This window comes from Streptomyces sp. NPDC020299 (assembly GCF_044387825.1).
In the GTDB taxonomy this organism is placed as follows: Bacteria; Actinomycetota; Actinomycetes; order Streptomycetales; family Streptomycetaceae; genus Streptomyces.
The window spans coordinates 302,607-319,694 of sequence record NZ_JBIRWL010000006.1 but is presented as its reverse complement, the minus strand read 5'-3'; the positions used below and the strand labels follow the sequence as shown (position 1 = coordinate 319,694).

Annotated in this window: 17 protein-coding genes and 2 tRNA genes; 4 read left to right on the top strand and 15 right to left on the bottom strand. The window is 70.2% G+C overall.

From position 1 onward, the window contains the following. Window positions 1-57: 57 nt before the first annotated feature. The 3 genes from thrS to ACH45E_RS18280 all read right to left on the bottom strand — a co-directional run bounded on the left by thrS (window position 58) and on the right by ACH45E_RS18280 (window position 3,925). Window positions 58-2,034: a threonine--tRNA ligase gene (gene thrS / locus ACH45E_RS18290; RefSeq protein WP_361441061.1), complete on the bottom strand. Its 1,977-nt coding sequence runs from the start codon at window positions 2,032-2,034 to the stop codon at window positions 58-60. 101 nt (window positions 2,035-2,135) lie between these two features. Beyond that, window positions 2,136-3,362 carry a hypothetical protein gene (locus ACH45E_RS18285; protein ID WP_361441058.1) on the bottom strand — a complete coding sequence of 409 codons (1,227 nt, stop codon included), beginning with the start codon at window positions 3,360-3,362 and terminating at the stop codon, window positions 2,136-2,138. Then, the gene (locus tag ACH45E_RS18280) at window positions 3,359-3,925 is read right to left on the bottom strand and encodes a DUF4365 domain-containing protein (RefSeq protein WP_361441055.1); all 567 of its coding nucleotides are present in this window, start codon (window positions 3,923-3,925) and stop codon (window positions 3,359-3,361) included. The genes ACH45E_RS18285 and ACH45E_RS18280 overlap by 4 nt, the downstream gene beginning before the upstream one ends. 168 nt (window positions 3,926-4,093) lie before the next feature. Here ACH45E_RS18280 and ACH45E_RS18275 point away from each other — a divergent pair, with 168 nt between their 5' ends. Beyond that, window positions 4,094-4,819: a 3'-5' exonuclease gene (locus ACH45E_RS18275; RefSeq protein WP_361441052.1), complete on the top strand. Its 726-nt coding sequence runs from the start codon at window positions 4,094-4,096 to the stop codon at window positions 4,817-4,819. 39 nt (window positions 4,820-4,858) lie between these two features. Here the strand turns inward: ACH45E_RS18275 and ACH45E_RS18270 are convergent. From ACH45E_RS18270 to ACH45E_RS18230, 9 genes are all read right to left on the bottom strand, one after another. Further along, window positions 4,859-4,930 (bottom strand) — tRNA-Val (locus ACH45E_RS18270). 39 nt (window positions 4,931-4,969) lie between these two features. Further along, on the bottom strand, window positions 4,970-5,416 hold the full coding sequence (locus ACH45E_RS18265) for an SRPBCC family protein (protein ID WP_361441050.1): 447 nt from the start codon (window positions 5,414-5,416) through the stop codon (window positions 4,970-4,972). A gap of 124 nt (window positions 5,417-5,540) precedes the next feature. Then, on the bottom strand, window positions 5,541-8,279 hold the full coding sequence (locus ACH45E_RS18260) for a Tat pathway signal sequence domain protein (protein ID WP_361441047.1): 2,739 nt from the start codon (window positions 8,277-8,279) through the stop codon (window positions 5,541-5,543). 115 nt (window positions 8,280-8,394) lie between these two features. Further along, on the bottom strand, window positions 8,395-8,985 hold the full coding sequence (locus tag ACH45E_RS18255; RefSeq protein WP_361441044.1) for a hypothetical protein: 591 nt from the start codon (window positions 8,983-8,985) through the stop codon (window positions 8,395-8,397). Window positions 8,986-8,995: 10 nt separating this feature from the next. After that, complete coding sequence (locus ACH45E_RS18250; protein WP_361441041.1) at window positions 8,996-9,871, bottom strand: carbohydrate ABC transporter permease; 876 nt, start codon at window positions 9,869-9,871, stop codon at window positions 8,996-8,998. Next, window positions 9,868-10,824, bottom strand: a complete 957-nt coding sequence (locus ACH45E_RS18245; protein ID WP_361441038.1) for a sugar ABC transporter permease — start codon at window positions 10,822-10,824, stop codon at window positions 9,868-9,870. Before ACH45E_RS18245 ends, ACH45E_RS18250 begins: the two co-directional genes overlap by 4 nt. A 14-nt stretch (window positions 10,825-10,838) precedes the next feature. Beyond that, entirely contained in the window at window positions 10,839-12,125 is a 1,287-nt protein-coding gene (locus tag ACH45E_RS18240; protein ID WP_361441035.1) for an extracellular solute-binding protein, read from the bottom strand. 327 nt (window positions 12,126-12,452) lie between these two features. After that, window positions 12,453-12,524, bottom strand: a tRNA-Val gene (locus tag ACH45E_RS18235). An 87-nt stretch (window positions 12,525-12,611) separates the two neighbouring features. Next, window positions 12,612-13,070 (bottom strand): TIGR02611 family protein, encoded by a 459-nt coding sequence (locus ACH45E_RS18230; protein WP_361441032.1) that lies wholly within the window; start codon window positions 13,068-13,070, stop codon window positions 12,612-12,614. Window positions 13,071-13,261: 191 nt separating this feature from the next. Between ACH45E_RS18230 and ACH45E_RS18225 the strand changes: the two genes are divergently transcribed. After that, a complete protein-coding gene (locus ACH45E_RS18225; RefSeq protein WP_004002642.1) occupies window positions 13,262-13,675 on the top strand; it encodes an SsgA family sporulation/cell division regulator in 414 nt (137 codons plus the stop codon). A gap of 293 nt (window positions 13,676-13,968) precedes the next feature. Continuing rightward, a complete protein-coding gene (locus ACH45E_RS18220) occupies window positions 13,969-14,529 on the top strand; it encodes a CGNR zinc finger domain-containing protein (protein WP_361441029.1) in 561 nt (186 codons plus the stop codon). Between the two features lie 98 nt (window positions 14,530-14,627). Here ACH45E_RS18220 and ACH45E_RS18215 read toward each other — a convergent pair whose 3' ends face one another. After that, window positions 14,628-14,801, bottom strand: a complete 174-nt coding sequence (locus ACH45E_RS18215) for a hypothetical protein (protein WP_361441504.1) — start codon at window positions 14,799-14,801, stop codon at window positions 14,628-14,630. Between the two features lie 169 nt (window positions 14,802-14,970). Then, window positions 14,971-15,414, bottom strand: a complete 444-nt coding sequence (locus ACH45E_RS18210) for a hypothetical protein (RefSeq protein WP_361441026.1) — start codon at window positions 15,412-15,414, stop codon at window positions 14,971-14,973. Between the two features lie 251 nt (window positions 15,415-15,665). On the opposite strand from ACH45E_RS18210, the gene ACH45E_RS18205 reads away from it, so the two are divergent. Then, window positions 15,666-16,187, top strand: coding sequence for a DsbA family protein (locus tag ACH45E_RS18205; RefSeq protein ID WP_361441023.1), 522 nt, complete (start codon window positions 15,666-15,668; stop codon window positions 16,185-16,187). 55 nt (window positions 16,188-16,242) lie between these two features. Here ACH45E_RS18205 and ACH45E_RS18200 read toward each other — a convergent pair whose 3' ends face one another. Continuing rightward, window positions 16,243-17,079, bottom strand: a complete 837-nt coding sequence (locus tag ACH45E_RS18200; RefSeq protein ID WP_361441020.1) for a GNAT family N-acetyltransferase — start codon at window positions 17,077-17,079, stop codon at window positions 16,243-16,245. Window positions 17,080-17,088: the final 9 nt, after the last annotated feature.

Genomic DNA, 17,088 nt, shown 5'->3' with positions numbered 1-17,088 from the left:
AACACGACAGGCCCCCGGGGAACCGAAGCTCCCCGGAGGCCCGCTGGAGCCTGCGCGTCAGACCTGCGTCCGCTCCTCGACGACCCGCGCGATCTTCGCGATGGCCTCGTCGAAGGGGATGCCGTTCTCCTGGGAGCCGTCGCGGTAGCGGAAGGAAACGGAGCCGCCCGACATGTCCTCGTCGCCCGCGATGACCATGAAGGGCACCTTCTGCTTCTGGGCGTTGCGGATCTTCTTCTGCATACGGTCCGAGGAGGAGTCCACCTCGACCCGCAGCCCCTGCTTCTTCGCGGCGGCGGCGAACTTCTCCAGGTACTCGACGTGGGCGTCCCCGATCGGGATGCCGACCGCCTGGACCGGGGCGAGCCACGCCGGGAAGGCGCCCGCGTAGTGCTCGAGCAGCACGGCGAAGAACCGCTCGATCGAACCGAACAGGGCACGGTGGATCATCACCGGGCGCTGCTTGGCACCGTCCGGACCGGTGTACTCCAGGTCGAAGCGCTCCGGCAGGTTGAAGTCGAGCTGGATGGTCGACATCTGCCAGGTACGGCCGATCGCGTCCTTGGTCTGGACGGAGATCTTCGGGCCGTAGAAGGCGGCGCCACCCGGGTCCGGGACCAGCGGCAGGCCCTGCTTCTCGGCGACCTGGCGGAGGGTCTCCGTGGCCTCCTCCCAGACCTCGTCGGAGCCGACGAACTTCTCCGGGTCCTTGGTGGACAGCTCCAGGTAGAAGTCGGTCAGGCCGTAGTCGCGCAGCAGGCCGAGGACGAAGGTGAGCGTCTTGTCGAGCTCGTCGGACATCTGCTCACGGGTGCAGTAGATGTGCGCGTCGTCCTGCGTGAAGCCCCGGGCTCGGGTCAGACCGTGCACGACGCCCGACTTCTCGTACCGGTACACGGTCCCGAACTCGAAGAGGCGCAGCGGCAGTTCGCGGTAGGAGCGGCCGCGCGCGTCGAAGATCAGGTTGTGCATCGGGCAGTTCATGGGCTTGAGGTAGTAGTCCACGCCCTCGTCGAGCTGCATGGGCGGGTACATGCCGTCGGCGTACCAGTCCAGATGCCCGGACGTCTCGAAGAGCTTCCCCTTCGTCGCGTGCGGGGTGTAGACGAACTCGTAGCCCTCCTCCTCGTGACGGCGGCGCGAGTAGTCCTCCATCACGCGGCGGACGATGCCGCCCTTGGGGTGGAAGACGGCGAGGCCGGAGCCGATCTGCTCGGGGATCGAGAACAGGTCGAGCTCGCTGCCGAGCTTGCGGTGATCGCGCTTCTCGGCCTCGGCGAGGAAGTCGAGGTGGGCCTTGAGCTCGTCCTTGGACGGCCAGGCGGTGCCGTAGATGCGCTGGAGCATGGGGTTCTTCTCGCTGCCGCGCCAGTAGGCGGCCGCGTTGCGCATCAGCTTGAACGCCGGGATGTTCCGGGTGGTGGGCAGGTGGGGACCGCGGCAGAGGTCCTTCCAGCACAGGTCGCCGGTCTTGGCGTCCAGGTTGTCGTAGATCGTCAGCTCGCCGGCGCCGACCTCGACGTCCGCTCCGTCGTCGGCGGAGGCGGAGCCCTTGAGGCCGATCAGCTCCAGCTTGTACGGCTCGTCCGCCAGCTCCTCGCGGGCGGCGTCGTCGGTGACGACACGGCGGGAGAAACGCTGCCCGCGCTTCTGGACCTCCTGCATCTTCTTCTCGATGGCCTTGAGATCCTCGGGCGTGAACGGCTTCTCGACGTCGAAGTCGTAGTAGAAGCCGTCCTTGACGGGCGGGCCGATGCCCAGCTTGGCCTCGGGGAACAGTTCCTGGACGGCCTGCGCCATGACGTGCGCGGTGGAGTGGCGCAGGATGTTCAGGCCGTCCTCGGAGGAGATCTCGACGCCCTCGACGGTCTCGCCGTCCCGGACCTGGTAGGCGAGGTCCCGCAGCTCGTCCCCGACGCGCGCGGCGATGACCGAGCGCTCGCCGGCGAAGAGCTCGGCGGCCGTAGTGCCCGTCGTCACCACGCGTTCTTCCCGCTCGGAATCGCGTTGGATGATCACACGGACGTCTGACACCGGTCTCTCCTGACTGAAGATGGGTTGCGGCGCCATACCAGGGGCGCGCGCATGACTGCGATCGTACCGACCCCGGGCCGCCGACCGCGAAACGGTCACCCTCAGTCCTCCGGCCCGCCCGCCTCCCCGAAGAAGTCGAGGTTCTCGTGCAGTGACTTGAGCAGCTGGTCCCGCTCGGCGTCGTCCACCTGTACCGGTACGACCCCGCAGGCGCCGGTGAGCCTGCGGAAGCCGCCCCGGCTCTCCAGCCGCCCCTGCACCCGCACCGGCAGTCCGACGAGGTGGGCGTGCCCGGCGATCCGGTAGTCCTCCTCGCCCAGGGTGACGCGGACGTGCGGCACCTCGGCGCCGGCGATCACCCGCAGCCGTACGGTGCCCGCGCCGCGCGGGCCCGGCCTGCGCAGCCGTACCACCGCCCCGGTGATCCGCACCGGCACAGCGGGTTCCTCGCGCAGATAGCGGGCCCCGGCCTCGCGCAGGGCGGGCAGGTCGCCCGGCGAGAACTCCACGGGTTCCGCCGGGGCCGCGCAGCCCTCGGGCACACCGGCGGCCGGTGCCCAGTCGACGGCGATCCGGGCGCCCTCCGTCCCGCGCACAAGGGCGATGAGGGCGTCGGTCAGCTCACGGCTGACGCCCGCCTCGACGGCGCCCTCGAAGGCGTCCATGCCGCCGGTGGCCCGCCGGTAGTCGATCGCCTCGCGGGCGGCGTACAGGGCCTGGTGGAGGCGTACGGCGAGGGGTCGCGCGGTGCCCACGGGGACGAAGACGGTGAGGGGGCGGCCCGGGGCGGCCGGGCCGACGAGGACGTGCTCCAGCAGCGCGGCGGCCGGCCGGCGGTGCCGGGCGCCGTGGTAGCCGGCCCGCGCGCGTGTGGCGAGCGCGGCGGCGAGGAGGGTCTGGCGGGCCGCGGCGCGCAGCTGTTCCTCGACGGTCCAGGGGGCGGCGCCCGCGGGGCCGCTCGGCGCGTCCCGCCACCAGTGGATCTCGTCGCTGGGGACGGCGAGGGAGACGAGTACCTCGCGGGCGGAGGGCGTGCCGCTGCGGGTGAGGGCGAGGAGCGCCTCGCCGAGCAGGTCGTCGCTGTCGGGGAAGGCGCGGCTCTCGGGCACGAGCAGGCTGGTGCCGTTGCCGGCCGGGCCCGGCGGGGTCCAGCGGCCGTAGCGTCCGGGGGCTCCGCCGCGCCGCCGCCAGCCGTGCCGGTGCAGCAGGGCGCTCAGGACGGCCGGGTCGACGTCGGCGGGGTCGGGGGGACGGTCCCAGGGGGCGGCGGGGCCGTCGGGATGCGGCCTGAGCTGCCGCGGGGGCTCGTCGAGGGAGTGGTGCGTCACGGTGTGCCTCCCGTCCCGACCCGCGTCATGATCTCGCACAGCGCCCGGTCGTCGAAGATGCGCGAGGTCGGTATCCGCACGGTGGTCCGGTGCCGTCCGGTGACGGGGTGGCCGGCGAGGTTGATCCAGTAGCAGCAGTGCCTGAGGTCGAGGCGCTCGTGGCCGGCGCGCAGCCAGTCGTCCTGGGACCTCGGCACGAGCATCACGACGAGGATCTTGTGCACCGAGACGGGTGTGCGGGCGAGTTTGCGCAGGTGATCGTTGTCGAGCGTGAAGGAGAAGAAGCGGCCCGGAGGGTTGGGGGCGATCTGGTAGGTGCACTTCAGCTGGACCTTGACGGTCACCTCGTCGTCGACGGTGTGCCCGGGTGCGCTGTGGCTGATGTGCCAGTCGATGCCGTTGTCCGGGAACGGCTGGGACAGCGAGCAGCCCGCCGCCGCCGCGACCGCGTGCAGATAGCCGACCTGCAGTGTCTCCATGCAGGCGGTGGTGGCGAGTGTGCCGCGAAGAAGGCCCGTGCGTTCGGGCAGCAGCCCGCCCCGCTCGGGCTGCGCTATCGCCATGACGAACAGCCTTCCACGCCAAGGATTTCCCCGTTGCGGGCCGCTGAACTGCAAAGACCCGTACTCCTGTTGTGTCCTTCCGGCGTACGGCGCAAACAGCCCGGGTATCACCAAACAGGCAGAAGACGGTATGTCAGCTGCCGTGGGTGAAAGAGGAGTTGTGGTCGTATGACGTGCTGGTACGAGGGGCCGCTGGCCGCCTTCGACACGGAGACGACGGGCGTGGACGTCGAGACCGACCGGATCGTGTCGGCCGCCGTCGTCGTCCAGGACGCCCCGGGCACCCGGCCCCGGGTGCGGCGCTGGCTGGTGAACCCGGGTGTCCCGGTGCCCGAGGGGGCGACGGCGGTGCACGGGCTGACGGACGAGCATCTGCAGGCCAACGGCCGCTGGCCGGCGCCGGTGGTGTACGAGATAGCCGAGGAACTGGCGGAGCACGCGGCGCGGGGCCGGCCGCTGGTGGTGATGAACGCGCCGTTCGATCTCACACTGCTGGACCGGGAGTTGCGCCGCCATCGCGCGTCCTCGCTGGAGCGCTGGTTCGAGGCGTCGCCACTGCGGGTGCTCGATCCCCGGGTGCTGGACAAGCACCTGGACCGTTACCGCAAGGGTCGTCGCACGCTGACCGACCTGTGTGCGCACTACCAGGTGACGCTGGACGGCGCGCACGACGCGGGGGCGGACGCTCTGGCGGCGCTGGAGGTCGTACGCGCCCTGGGGCGCCGTTTCGCGACCCGGCTGGAGCGGCTGACGCCGACCGAGGTGCACGCCCTGCAGGTCGGCTGGCACGCGGCACAGGCGCGCGGGCTGCAGGCGTGGTTCGCGCGCAGCGGCTCTCCGGAGGAGGTGGACCCGTCGTGGCCGCTGCGTCCGGAGCTGCCGGCGGCGGCATGACGAAGGCCGGTCCGCGGATGCGGACCGGCCTTCTCCCGGTGGGCGATACTGGGTTCGAACCAGTGACCTCTTCGGTGTGAACGAAGCGCTCTCCCACTGAGCTAATCGCCCGGGAACGCACTGAACAATACAGGCCCGGGCGGGCTTCCTTCAAACCGCTTCCAGGTACCGCAGCAGTCCGCGCCGCCCGGCCCGCATCATCAGCCGGTGATTGGCGCGGAAGAGCGGCCGTCCCGGTACGGCCAGCCGTCTGAGCAGCGGCTTGTGCACGTCGACGACCTGGTCGTAGCGGGCCAGGGATCCGTCGCCGTGCGGGGTGACGGTCCAGCGTGCCCGGCCCTCGATGTCGCCGGACAGGGTGACCTCGAGGATTCCGGACGCGGGGTCGCGGCGCGTCTCGCGCGCGGTGAAGGTCATGTCGTACGGCAGGACGGAGCGGATGGTGATGACGCCGGTGGTGTCGTCGAGCCGGGTCACCGCCCGCACCTGTGGCCACCAGCGGGGGTATTCCTCGGCCCGCTCCAGTGCCGCGTACACGGCGGCGGGCGGCGCGGGCAGGGACCACAGGCTGCGGAAGCGGTAGTGGGACCAGTCCATGGACGGAGTCTGCCCATGGTGGGCGCGTCGAACTGAGTACGCGTACTCATGCGGCCCGCCGTGACGCGGACCACACTCGGGGAATGAGCGCCGCCGCCCGTGCGACGGCGCTCCCCCTCGCACCCTAGGACGGCATCCTGTCGCCGAGCAGGGCCAGGTTCTCGATGGCCGCGAGCCCGTAGAGCGCGGTGTCGTTGCTGGACACCCAGCTCGCCTCGCTGCCGGGGACCAGGGTGGCGGGGCCGCTCAGCTTCTCCGTCTTCCACGGTGAGGACTCGGTGTAGCCGTCGGAGCTGTAGAACTTCGTCCAGGCGCGCTGGGCGAGTGTCGCGTCACCGGTCTGGACGGCGGCGTACGCGTCGAGGCGCGAGTGGCCCTGGAACAGCAGCAGGGAGCCGAAGTCGGAGCCGTAACGGGCCTTCTGCTCGGCCTTGGTGGCGTTGAAGTAGCGGCAGTAGTCGAGGTAGACCTCCTTGAACTTCGGCATGTCGACCAGGTGGATGAGCTCGGCGCACAGTTCGTTCAGGCCGAAGACGGCCGACAGGTGGGAGACGGAGACCACCGGTGTGCCGGCCACGGCGAACCTGCCGGTGTCGAGGTCGTACAGGCCGCTGCCCTGCACGAAGCCGTTGGGCTGGGCGGCGATGCCCTCCATCGTGGACAGGACGCGCGCCTTGGCCTTCTCCCACTTGGGGCCCTTGCGCTCCCACTCCGTCAGCCAGGCCGACACCAGGCCGCTCCAGTCGGTGCCGAAGCCGATCGACAGGGCGTGGCGGTCGGGCGTGTAGGGGTCGGTGCGCACCTTGCGCTGCGGGTCGAGGACGAGGAACGTCTCGTCGGAGTCGACGTTGGCGTGCATGAGGTCGCCGACGCGTTCGTCCGCGGTGAGGAAGTAGTAGAAGCGGCGGTAGGTGGTGTTGGCGATGCGCTGCTGCTTGGCGCTGTCGGCGAAGTGCTGCACACCGTGCCGGGTGCCGAGGCCCGCCCATTCGCCGAGGTGGTAGACGTCGACCTCGCCGGTGTGCCGGGTGAGCGCCTCGGCGAAGCGGAAGAGGTCGGAGCGGCCGCTTCTGATGTACGCGTACCAGAGCCACAGGTCCGGTGAGAGCTCGGAGTTGTCCCAGGCGTAGCCGCCGATGTCGTAGCGCCAGGTGTGCCGCGCGGCGTCGTAGGTGTGCATGAAGTCGCCGTAGTCCCAGAAGCCGTACCAGCGGCGCTGCTCCACCTGGTCCTTGTAGTAGGTGAAGAGGAAGTCGAGATGGTCCTCGATCTTCGCCTTGGCGGCGGTGGAGCGGTCGGGCTCGGAGTACAGGCCGGGGCCGAAGACCTTGGCCTTGATGAGCTGCTTGGGCGGGGCGGCGAGCTGCGGCAGTACGCGTACGGCCTTCACCTGGTCGGCGAGGGTGTCGGCGCTCGGGGTGGAGTCGTTGGCCCAGAAGAGGAGCTCGGAGGTGCGGGCGATGCCGTACGGGGTGCCGAACTTCGGCTCGTAGTCCTCGTAGGTGATGTTGAGGCCCTCGAGCTGTTCGGCGTAGGTGTCCTGGCCCATGCCGTCGTGGTAGAAGCGCAGGTCCATGGGCTGCGCCTCGGGCGACCAGAGCCAGAGGGTGACCTCGGCCTCGTCGGTGTGGGCGTCGCGGATGTCGAGCTGGGCGGGGAACTTCTCCCAGAAGTCGCGCAGCCCGAAGGAGAGTCCGCCGCTCGCCCCGCCGACGTACCCGAAGCCGGAGGCCCGCTTGCCGCCGCCGGCGCCGATCCAGCCGTAGCCCCTCTTGGTGCGCTTGCGCAGGGTGAAGCCGTCGGCGGAGAGCTGGGAGAGGGTGTAGTCGCCCCAGTGCGGGATGTACTGGAGGCGGGTGGTGACCCGCTGGTCCCAGGTGGACGGGTCGGGCAGCTTCTTCCCCTCGTACTGGGCGGCCTGGACGGCGGCGCCCGGGTCGCGGCGCAGGCCGGTGATGCCCTGGACGGCCTCGCGCAGCAGGCCGGTGCCCTCGCCGCCGATGCGGATGTGCCGGTCGTAGGCGGCGTCCCGCATCGGCACGGAGAAGCGGACGCCGAGGCCGCGGATGAAGTCCCCGCTGGCCTTGCCGGGCTCCAGCGTGCCGTCGTAGGTGATGGTGTGCACCATCCGGAAGGAGTCGGCGCCCGCGTAGAAGTAGAGGCGGATCGAGAAGGGCAGCCAGCCGCGGTCGCCCTTGCGGTGCTTGCCGTCGATGCGGACGACGGCGCGGACCGGCCCCTCCTGCTCCACGGTGACCGACGAGATGGCGCCGTCGAAGCGCTCGGTCTTCACCGAGCCCTGGTCCTCGTCCTCGATCTCCGGCTGGCGGATGAGCACCAGCCGCCCGTTCTTCGCGATCTCCGTCGAACCCCGGGTGACGGACTTGACGATCGTGGAGCCGTTCTTGCCGATCTTCGCGGTGATGACGCCGGTCGACACGTCGATGGTGCCGCCGCTCTTGTCCACGGTGACCTTCTGGGCGGGGGCCTCGGGCGTACCGGCCTTGAGGGTGAGCTTGCCGGAGCCGGAACTCACCGCGTGGGCGGTCCACTTGAGGGAGCCGTCGGGCCAGTGGGCGAGCGGCCAGGACTGTACGGGCACGTCCTTGCCGCCGGCGTCCGTGATCGCGAAGGTCTGGTCCTCCTGGTACGCGCCCATCGGCCAGGGCACGCCGACCGTGGAGCCCGGTGCGGCCCCGAGGCCGCCGTCCTCCAGCCAGTCGAGGGTCACCGGGTCCGCGCCGTCGGCCGCCGCTGCGGGCGCGGCCTGTGCGTCACTCGCCCCCAGTACCCAGCTGAACTGGGCGGCGGCTCCGGCGGCCGCGGCCGCCTTGAGGAGGGATCTGCGGGGGATGGGAGACATGAGAGTTCGACCTGTCCTTTCCGTTCGGGAAGTCTTGACGCTTGCGACTGGTCAGGGGCATGACAGAGAGAGGTACGGCGCCCAGGGCACCGACCCCGATCGAGGGCACCGCCGGTCAGCGGCGCCGGTACCGCTCCTCCACGGCGACGGCCGCCGCCGCGACGGCCCCGAGCACGGGGGCCGCGAGTGGTGCGACGATCAGGGCGGAGCAGGCGGTGAGGACCGCTCCGCCGACGAGCAGAAAGGATCCGGCGGGATCGCGAACGGTCCGGCGGCCGGCGTCTGCGAGCAGGGCACGCCAGCTCTCGCCCGGACTCCACACCGCCGCCGCGCGCAGTCCGGCGACGACGAGCCCGATGAGCGCGAACAGACCCACGGCCCCCACGAGCGGCCCGCCGGGCAGTCCGGCCCGGACGGCCCGCACGTCCACCCAGGCCACGGCCACCGCGACCCACCCGGCCACGCCGACGGCCCAGCCCCCGCGCAGGGCCGCCCGGAAGTCGGCGGCGAACTCCCGCAGACCGCCGCCCTCGTGGGCGGTACGGCGGCGCAGATGCCGGGCGCCGGCGGCGAAGGCGGCCGGGTATGTGACGACTCCGAGCGAGGCGACCGCGATCCACACCCCGGTCAGCAGACACTCGGCGAAGACCGCGAACCGCTCGGAGAACGCGGACTCCTTGCGTGCCTTGACGCGTGCCTCGGCCATGGTGCTCCCCTCAGCCCTTCAGTCCGGAGGTCGCCATGCCGTCGATCAGGTACCGCTGGAAGGCCATGAAGAAGGCGATGACCGGCACCAGCGCCACCAGCGACATCGCGATCATGCTGCCGTAGTCGGAGATGCCCTCTTGGTCCCGGAACATCATCAGGCCGAGCGAAACGGTGTATTTCGAGGGAGTGTTGAGGTAGATCAACGGCCCCATGAAGTCGTTCCACGCGTTGATGAAGGTGAAAATGGCGCTGGTGATGATGGCGGGGCGGCTCAGCGGCAGCACGATGGACCAGTAGGTCCTCAGGTGCCCGCAGCCGTCGAGCTTGGCGGCCTCGTCCAGCTCGCGCGGCAGCCCGCGCATGAACTGCACCATCAGGAAGACGAAGAACGCCTCCGTGGCCAGGAACTTGCCTGCCACGAGCGGCACCAGCGTGTCGACGAGTTCCAGCTTGCGGAACATCACGTACTGCGGGATGAGCAGGACGTGGTACGGCAGCAGCAGCGTGCCGATCATCAGCGTGAACAGCAGGTTCCGCCCGGCGAACCGGATCTTGGCGAAGGCGTAGGCGGTCAGCGAGCTGGACAGCACCACACCGACCACGGCAAGGACCGCGTATGTCAGCGAGTTCATGAAGAAGCCGCTGATGGAGAGGCCGGAGATGCCGTCGGCGAGCCCGGAGAAGTTCGCCCAGACCGGCTTGGCGGGCAGCAGGTCGAGGCTGGCGATGATGTCCTTGCTCGGCTTGAACGAGGCACCGACCACCCAGATCACGGGGTACAGCACGACCGCGAGGACGACGAGCGCGCCCACGTGCCAGGCGATCGATCCGATGCGCCCCCGCTCGTTCGCGGTGCGCGCGGCGGGGCTGGTGGCGGTGGTCATTTGGCGGCCTCCTCGTAGTGCACCCACTTCTTCTGCGACCAGAACAGGACCGCCGTGACGAGGGCGACCGCGACCACCAACGTCCAGGCCATCGCGGCGGCGAAGCCCATCTGGGCCTCCTTGAAGCCCTTCTGGTACAGGTAACAGGTGTAGACGAGCGTGGCGTCGGCGGGCCCGCAGCGGGTGTCGGAGACGACGTACGCGGAGCCGAACACCTGGAACGCGTGGATGGACTCCAGCAGCACGTTGAAGAACAGCACGGGTGAGATCATCGGCAGCGTGATGTTCCAGAACCGCCGGAAGGGACCGGCCCCGTCCACCTCGGCCGCCTCGTACAGCTCCCGGGGGACCTGCTTGAGGCCGGCCAGGAAGATGACCATCGGCGCCCCGAACTGCCAGATGCTGAGGGCCACCAGGGCGTAGATCACGTAGTCCGGGTTGCCGATCCAGCCGCCCACGTCGAGGCCGAAGATCTTCTGCGTACGGTCCACGATCGCGTCGTCCGAGAACAGCGCCCGCCACACGAAGCCCACGGAGACGCTGGCGCCGATGAGCGAGGGCAGGTAGAACGCGGCCCGGTACAGAGCCTGTCCGCGCCGCTTCTGCGCGAGCAGCAGCGCCACGCCGAGTGCGAGCAGCAGCTTCAGCGGTGTGGCCACGACGACGTACTTCAGCGTGACCTGCACCGACTTCTGCCAGCGCGGGTCGTGGAACATCGTCGTGAAGTTGTCGAGGCCCACCCATTTCGGTGGCGTGAACAGGTTGTAGCTGGTGAACGCGTAGTACAGCGACGCGATCATCGGCCCCGCCGTGAGCAGCAGGAACCCCGCGATCCACGGCGACATGAAGAGATAGCCGGCGATGTTCTCGCGGCGCCGCCCGCGCCGCCCGGCGGCGGGAGCGGCGGACCGCTTTCCGGCCGGGCGCGCGGGCGCTTCCTTGACGAGCGTCATGGTGGTACGTCCCCTCAGCCCGCGAACGCGGCCTTGGCCTCGCTGAACAGCGTCTTGGCGGCGTCGGCCGGCTTGGACTTGCCCTGGGCGACCTCGGCGCCGATCCGCAGGAACGCCGCCTCGACGATGTCGGCACCGGACGGGTGCGGGGTGATCTTCCCGAGGACTCCGGCCTTGGCGACCTCGTCCTCGTACGCCGCGACGCCCTTGTTCTGGGCGTCGGTGGGCTTGAACGCGTCGTACTGCTCGGTCGTGGCGAGGATGCCGCGGTCGTAGCCCATGATCTTGCCGACCTCGGGGTCGTGGACCATGAAGTCGATGAACTGGGCGGCTTCCTTGGGGTGCTTGGTCCCGGCGAAGGCGCTGAGCATCAGCGAGCCGAGGTACTGGCCGGTGTCCTTGCCGTTCGTGGTGGGGATCGGCGCGAGCCCGTAGTCGGAGTCGCCCTCGCCCTCGTAGCGGATGGAGAAGTTGTCCCAGGTGAACTCGGACGCGGCGAGCCCCGCGGAGAGGCCGGACTTGGGCTTGACCTGCTCGATCTTCTTCGGGTCGGCGACGAGCCCGGACTTCACTCGCTTGTAGCCGTCCTCCCACCACTGCGTCAGATCGTCCTCGGTGAAACCGAGAGCGCTGTCGGTGAAGAAGGCCTTGCCGTTCTGCCGCAGGTACAGGTCATACAGGTACATGATGGCGAAGTAGCCGGTGTCACCGGCGATCTTCAGCTTGTCCTGGATCGTCTGCAGCGCGTCGAAGTAGTCGTCCCAGGTCCAGCCGAACTTCGCCTCCACCCCTGCCTTCTTGAAGGCCTTGAGGTCGATGACGAGCGCCATGGTGTTGGCGCCGACGGGAACGCCGAGCTGCTTGCCATCGGCCTGACCGGCCGCCAGGACACCGTTGCGGAAGTTCTTCAGGCTCAGATTCCCCGCGTCCGCCTGGGTCTTGAGATCCATCAGAACTCCGCGCTTGTCGTACTTGCGCAGGAATGCGACCGCATTCTGGAAAACGTCCGGCGGATTCCCACCGGAGGCCTGGGTCTGGAACTTCTCCCAGAACGCTTCGTAGTCGGTGAATTCAGGCTTGATCTTGATCTTCGGGTACTTCTTCTCGAAGAGCGTGATCGTCTTCTTGATGGCGACGGTGCGCGGCTCGCCACCCCACCATGCGTAGCGGAGCGTCACCGACCCGTCCCCCGAGCCGCTGTCACCCCCGCACCCCGCCGTCGCCCCCAGCCCGAGCGCGGCCGCCCCCGCCCCGGCGGCCTTCAGGATCGTACGCCTCTCAAAGTTCTTGCCGATCGCCACTGTTGGGCCTCCCCGCAGCCTCATCACCGTATGCATGAATCGTTTCAAGTAAGCGCTTGCTGGCACAAGGTACGGAGGGCCCGAGGGTGCGTCAATGATTCGGACAGGATTTTCTTGAGCGGTGACCGCGCGGAGTGGCGACTCCGCAGGTGAGGGGATTGGGGCCCTGCGGGAGGCTCGCCGAATCACGCCGACTCCCGGCCGATCCGCCGGTGACTGTCGGGCGGGTGTCAGGCTCCGGCGAGAGACAACAGGCCGCAGACCCGCCCGAGCGGCATACGACCACGGCCCACCTGCGGGATCGCAGGTGGGCCGTGGTTCCGGGGGTGGGCGATACTGGGTTCGAACCAGTGACCTCTTCGGTGTGAACGAAGCGCTCTCCCACTGAGCTAATCGCCCGGGTGCAGGAAGAACATTACCGCATGTCAGGGGTGCGACCGACCATGGGCGGCCGGGGCGAGCGGCCGGGCCGGGGCCCGGGGCGGCTCACTGGTCCCGGATCTTCCAGGGCATCACCAGGCCGAACTTCCACAGGTAGATCCCGGCCAGGGCGCCTACGACGACCAGGCCGACCGAGGTCAGGATGATGTTCCGGCGGCGCACCTTGGGGTCGAGCGCCCGCTGGGCCGCCTCGGTGACCTTGCGCTTGGTCCAGCGCAGGACCAGCTGGGCCCAGACGAACTCGGTCGCCCAGATCGCCATGCCGGCGAAGATCACGACCCAGCCCGGCCCGGGGAGCGGCAGCATGACGATCCCCGCCGCCACGACCGCGAGCCCGATCACGAAGACCCCGACCTGCCAGCTCAGGTGCAGTGCACGCCGAGCCTTGATGAATTCCGGCGCCTTCGAGCCGAGTCCCCGCTCGTCCCGCGCCCCGTCCGTCATCGCCTCCGCCTTGTCCGTCGCCATGGCGACTTCACCCGGATCGTTACTCCCCGTATTCATACGACCAAACACTACCGGAGCGGAACCTGTCACCGGAATGGACGTATCTGGCGGATCAGTCATGAGCCGGAAGAGTTACGTAAACGCACGCAAAACACTCAGAGGGGTTTACAACGGCACCGTAGGTGGCATGTCGATTTCGCCGACGTGCGAATCCCCGAGCGCACACTGAGCGAAAGGCCCTGGCGCTTATGAACACCACGGTCAGCTGCGAGCTGCACCTGCGCCTCGTTGTGTCGAGCGAGTCCTCCCTGCCTGTCCCCGCAGGCCTGCGGTACGACACGGCCGACCCCTACGCCGTGCACGCCACCTTCCACACCGGAGCCGAGGAGACCGTCGAGTGGGTGTTCGCCCGCGACCTCCTCGCCGAGGGGCTTCACCGTCCCACGGGCACCGGCGACGTCCGCGTCTGGCCGTCCCGGAGTCATGGTCAGGGCGTCGTCTGCATCGCCCTGAGCTCTCCGGAGGGGGAGGCCCTGCTCGAGGCCCCGGCGCGGGCCCTGGAATCCTTCCTGAAGCGGACGGACGCGGCCGTGCCGCCCGGCACGGAACACCGGCACTTCGATCTGGATCAGGAGCTCTCGCACATCCTGGCGGAAAGCTAGGTCGCGGGTCGAAGCCGGCCGGCACCGTCCACTCGGGGAGACGGTTCGGGCGGCTCTCGGGCCAGGACAACCGCATACGGCATGACCGACGCCGTCACCGTGCGTGTTCACGGGGACGGCGTCGGTGTGCGCGCTCATCTGCCCCGCGGCCGGTCCAGCGCCCCTGGCGAGCCGGGCTGCCCTGCGGGCACGACGGGAACCCCCGCGGGCGCGCAGCCGTTCTTTCGGCAGTGTCGCTACCATCGGCCAGCATCGGCGGGCGTCCGCCCGACCCCCCAGGCAGGGAGCGAAACGTGCTGATCACCCACGACACCCGGTGTGCCCTCGACACCGTGGTGGCTCTGGTGAACACCGTGCCGGAGGACGACTCGGCGGCGGACGGGCTGCCGGACGTCGCGGCGCTGGCTGATTTCGTACGGAAGCACGAGATCAGCGATGTGGGGGTGCTCTCGGAGTTCGACCTCTCCGCGGTGCGCAAGGTCCGCGGGCGGTTCGCGGGGATCTTCGCCGCGCCGGACGCCCGTAAGGCCGCCGGGATGATCAACGATCTGGTCGCCGCCGCGGGCACCACTCCCCGGCTGACCGATCACGACGGCTACGACTGGCATGTGCACTACTTCGCCCCCGGCGCCTCCATGGCCGACCACATCGCCGCGGACTGCGGGATGGCGCTCGCGTTCTTCGTGGTGGCCGGGGAGCAGGAGCGGCTGCGGCGCTGCGAGGCGCCCGACTGCCGTCGGGCCTTCGTCGATCTCTCCCGGAACCGCTCGCGGCGCTACTGCGACAGCCGCACCTGCGGGAACCGGCTGCACGTGGCCGCCTACCGGGCCCGGCGGAAAGAGGCGACGGGCTGAGCGCCGGTGGGGTCCGATGCCGCACCTGCGGGAACCGTGCGCTGCCTGGATGTCGACGCCGCCCCCGGCGGGTGACGCCGGGGACGGGCGTGTACGGCTCACAGCAACAGCAGATCGTGCAGCGCAGCCATGAGGAGCAGACACCCGATCACCGCAAGGAAGATCATCAGCGGTGGCTGGGAAAGGGCGAAGAGGCACCCGCGCGGCTCGTCCTTCGGCGGCGCGGCCTCGCTCTCTGACGTGTCCAGCATCTCGCGGCGATGATGGACCACGGGGCGCCCCGTCCGCGATCAACACACACGGAATGTACGGGAGTTCGCCGAAATCCTTGATCTCCGGTTCACTTGCGGCCGACCAGTGATCGTTTCGGGGCGCGCAGGGGACGATCTTTGTTCCCCCAGGGGTTCCCGCAGAGGATCCCTCAGAGGCTTTCGTGCCAGGTCATATGCCGTGCTTCTTGAGGATGGCCTCGATGTCGCTGAAATCGTCGGCGGTGCCGCCGGCCCGGGGTGCCGTGGCGGGACGGGCGGCCGGACGCGTGGCGGGACCGAGGGAGGGCTCGGAGGCCGCCGGTGCGACCGCCTCGCGGTCCGCGGCCCTGGCCGCCTTGCGCTCGGCCCGGGTGCCCCCGCGCCGGCGCTCCACGACCCGGGTGGTCGCGAACAGGGCCCAGGCGGCGCCGAGCACCCCGAAGCCCGCCCATGCGGTCGGGCTGAACGCGGTGTCGGCCAGCCAGCCGACGACGCCGGTCATCACCAGCCCCACCGGCACGAGCGAGTACGCGGCGATCCGGGCCGCGGCAAGGAAGCGCCTGCGGTAGGCCGTGACCACGGCGATGCCCAGGCCGGCCGCGGACACGGCGGAACAGACTGTCTCGGCAATCATCCGGTCCTCCAGGCGGCTGGGTCGGGCGGGGCGGGTGCCAGGAACGTGCCGGTCACCGCGGCAGGCGGCACCACGTTCCCTCGCACCTCCCTCGTGCACCTCCATCGTGCACCGCCGCGCACCCGCGGGGCCATGCCCTGGCCCGACATCAGGGACATCTCCGGGTCGCCTCCTCCCTGGGGCCGGTCCGGCCGCTCGTGCCCCACGGTCCCGGTTGGGCCGGTGCGGTCCGGCCTGGGAGACTGGTGCGCATGAGCGACTCCTCCCCCGCCGGCACCGCCGTCCCCGTGCTGGACGTCTGGTGCGAACTCCAGTGCCCGGACTGCCGCAGCGCCCTCGACGACCTGCGCGCGCTGCGCGCCCGCTACGGCGACCGGCTGGAGCTGCGGCTGCGGCACTTCCCGCTGGAGAAGCACAAGCACGCGTTCGCCGCCGCACAGGCCGCCGAGGAGGCGCTGGAGCAGGGGCAGGGCTGGGCGTACGTCGAGGCGGTGCTGGACCGCGTCGAGGAGCTGGACCGTGAGGGGGAACCCTTCCTGGTCGAGGTGGCGCGGGAACTGGGGCTGGACGCCGAGGAGTTCGACACCGCCCTGATCGACGGCCGGCACATCCTGATCGTCGACGCCGACGCGGCCGAGGGCAAGGCCATCGGTGTCACGGGCACCCCGACGTACGTCCTCGGCGGCGAGCGCCTCGACGGCGGCAAGACCCAGGAGGGGCTGCGCGAGCGCGTCGAGGAGATCGCGGACCGGCTGCTGGCCGAAGGCGCGTAGGGCCGGCCTCGGCTCAGGTCGCCGGTCCTCGGCGAGGTTCCTCGCCGCAGGTTCCTCAGCCCAGGTCCTTGTAGAGGTGGTGAGCGGTCGGCGCGTATCCCAGGGACGCGTAGAGCCGCTCCGCCGGAGTGTTGCCGGCGAAGACGTTGAGAGCGATGCGGCCCTTGCCGGCTCCGATCCCCTGGGTCTCCGCCAGCAGCATCAGTGTGCGCCCGTGCCCGCGGCCCCGCTGCTCCTCGCGCACCTCGACGTTGAGCACGTACGCGGCCTCCGGCCACAGTGCCAGATCCAGCCCGACCCACAGGGTGCCGACCGGGGTCCCCCCGTGCTCCAGGACGCTGATCAGCATGTTCTCGGTGGCCAGCCCGTCCGGCAGGAGCAGGCGGTGCCCCTCGTCCGCCCTGGCGTACGCCTCTGCCTCCGACACTCCCCTCGTCGTCATGCTGCGTGCGAAGTGGTCCCGGTCCGCTGCCAGCCACGGGCCGAACTCGTCCTCCGACATGGGCCGGGCCGTGCTGCCGGGCGGCAGTCCGGGCGGTGTACCGCCCAGGGGCTTCGCCATGTTCCGGTTGCGCGGCACGTACCCGAGCGCCGTGGCGAGCCGGAGCGCGGCTGCGGACTCCTCGGGCACGGACACCTCGATGCGCCGGCAGCCCCAGCCGCGAGCGACCTCCTCGGCAGCGAGCGCGGCCACCGTGCCCCGGCCCCGCCTGCGGTCCGGTTCCGCTACGCGCAGGTCTTCCAGACGGGCCACGGTGGGCCCGTACTCGGGGTGGGTGGACAGGCGTACTCCGCCCACCGGGCGGCCGTTGACGCACACCTGGTAGCGCCGCGAGCGGGCTCCGTCCGGGTGCTGCTGAAGCGGCTCGGTCGGCCGCAGGGTCGTCGTCATCAGAGTGTT

What these genes read in the sequence shown, in the direction of transcription:
- ACH45E_RS18275 (WP_361441052.1), top strand. Translation starts at nt 4,094, where the DNA reads ATGACGTGCTGGTACGAGGGGCCGCTGGCCGCCTTCGACACGGAGACG.
- ACH45E_RS18230 (WP_361441032.1), bottom strand. Translation starts at nt 13,070, where the DNA reads ATGAATACGGGGAGTAACGATCCGGGTGAAGTCGCCATGGCGACGGAC.
- ACH45E_RS18225 (WP_004002642.1), top strand. Translation starts at nt 13,262, where the DNA reads ATGAACACCACGGTCAGCTGCGAGCTGCACCTGCGCCTCGTTGTGTCG.
- ACH45E_RS18280 (WP_361441055.1), bottom strand. Translation starts at nt 3,925, where the DNA reads ATGGCGATAGCGCAGCCCGAGCGGGGCGGGCTGCTGCCCGAACGCACG.
- ACH45E_RS18260 (WP_361441047.1), bottom strand. Translation starts at nt 8,279, where the DNA reads ATGTCTCCCATCCCCCGCAGATCCCTCCTCAAGGCGGCCGCGGCCGCC.
- ACH45E_RS18255 (WP_361441044.1), bottom strand. Translation starts at nt 8,985, where the DNA reads ATGGCCGAGGCACGCGTCAAGGCACGCAAGGAGTCCGCGTTCTCCGAG.
- ACH45E_RS18200 (WP_361441020.1), bottom strand. Translation starts at nt 17,079, where the DNA reads ATGACGACGACCCTGCGGCCGACCGAGCCGCTTCAGCAGCACCCGGAC.
- ACH45E_RS18205 (WP_361441023.1), top strand. Translation starts at nt 15,666, where the DNA reads ATGAGCGACTCCTCCCCCGCCGGCACCGCCGTCCCCGTGCTGGACGTC.
- ACH45E_RS18245 (WP_361441038.1), bottom strand. Translation starts at nt 10,824, where the DNA reads ATGACGCTCGTCAAGGAAGCGCCCGCGCGCCCGGCCGGAAAGCGGTCC.
- ACH45E_RS18265 (WP_361441050.1), bottom strand. Translation starts at nt 5,416, where the DNA reads ATGGACTGGTCCCACTACCGCTTCCGCAGCCTGTGGTCCCTGCCCGCG.
- ACH45E_RS18250 (WP_361441041.1), bottom strand. Translation starts at nt 9,871, where the DNA reads ATGACCACCGCCACCAGCCCCGCCGCGCGCACCGCGAACGAGCGGGGG.
- ACH45E_RS18210 (WP_361441026.1), bottom strand. Translation starts at nt 15,414, where the DNA reads ATGATTGCCGAGACAGTCTGTTCCGCCGTGTCCGCGGCCGGCCTGGGC.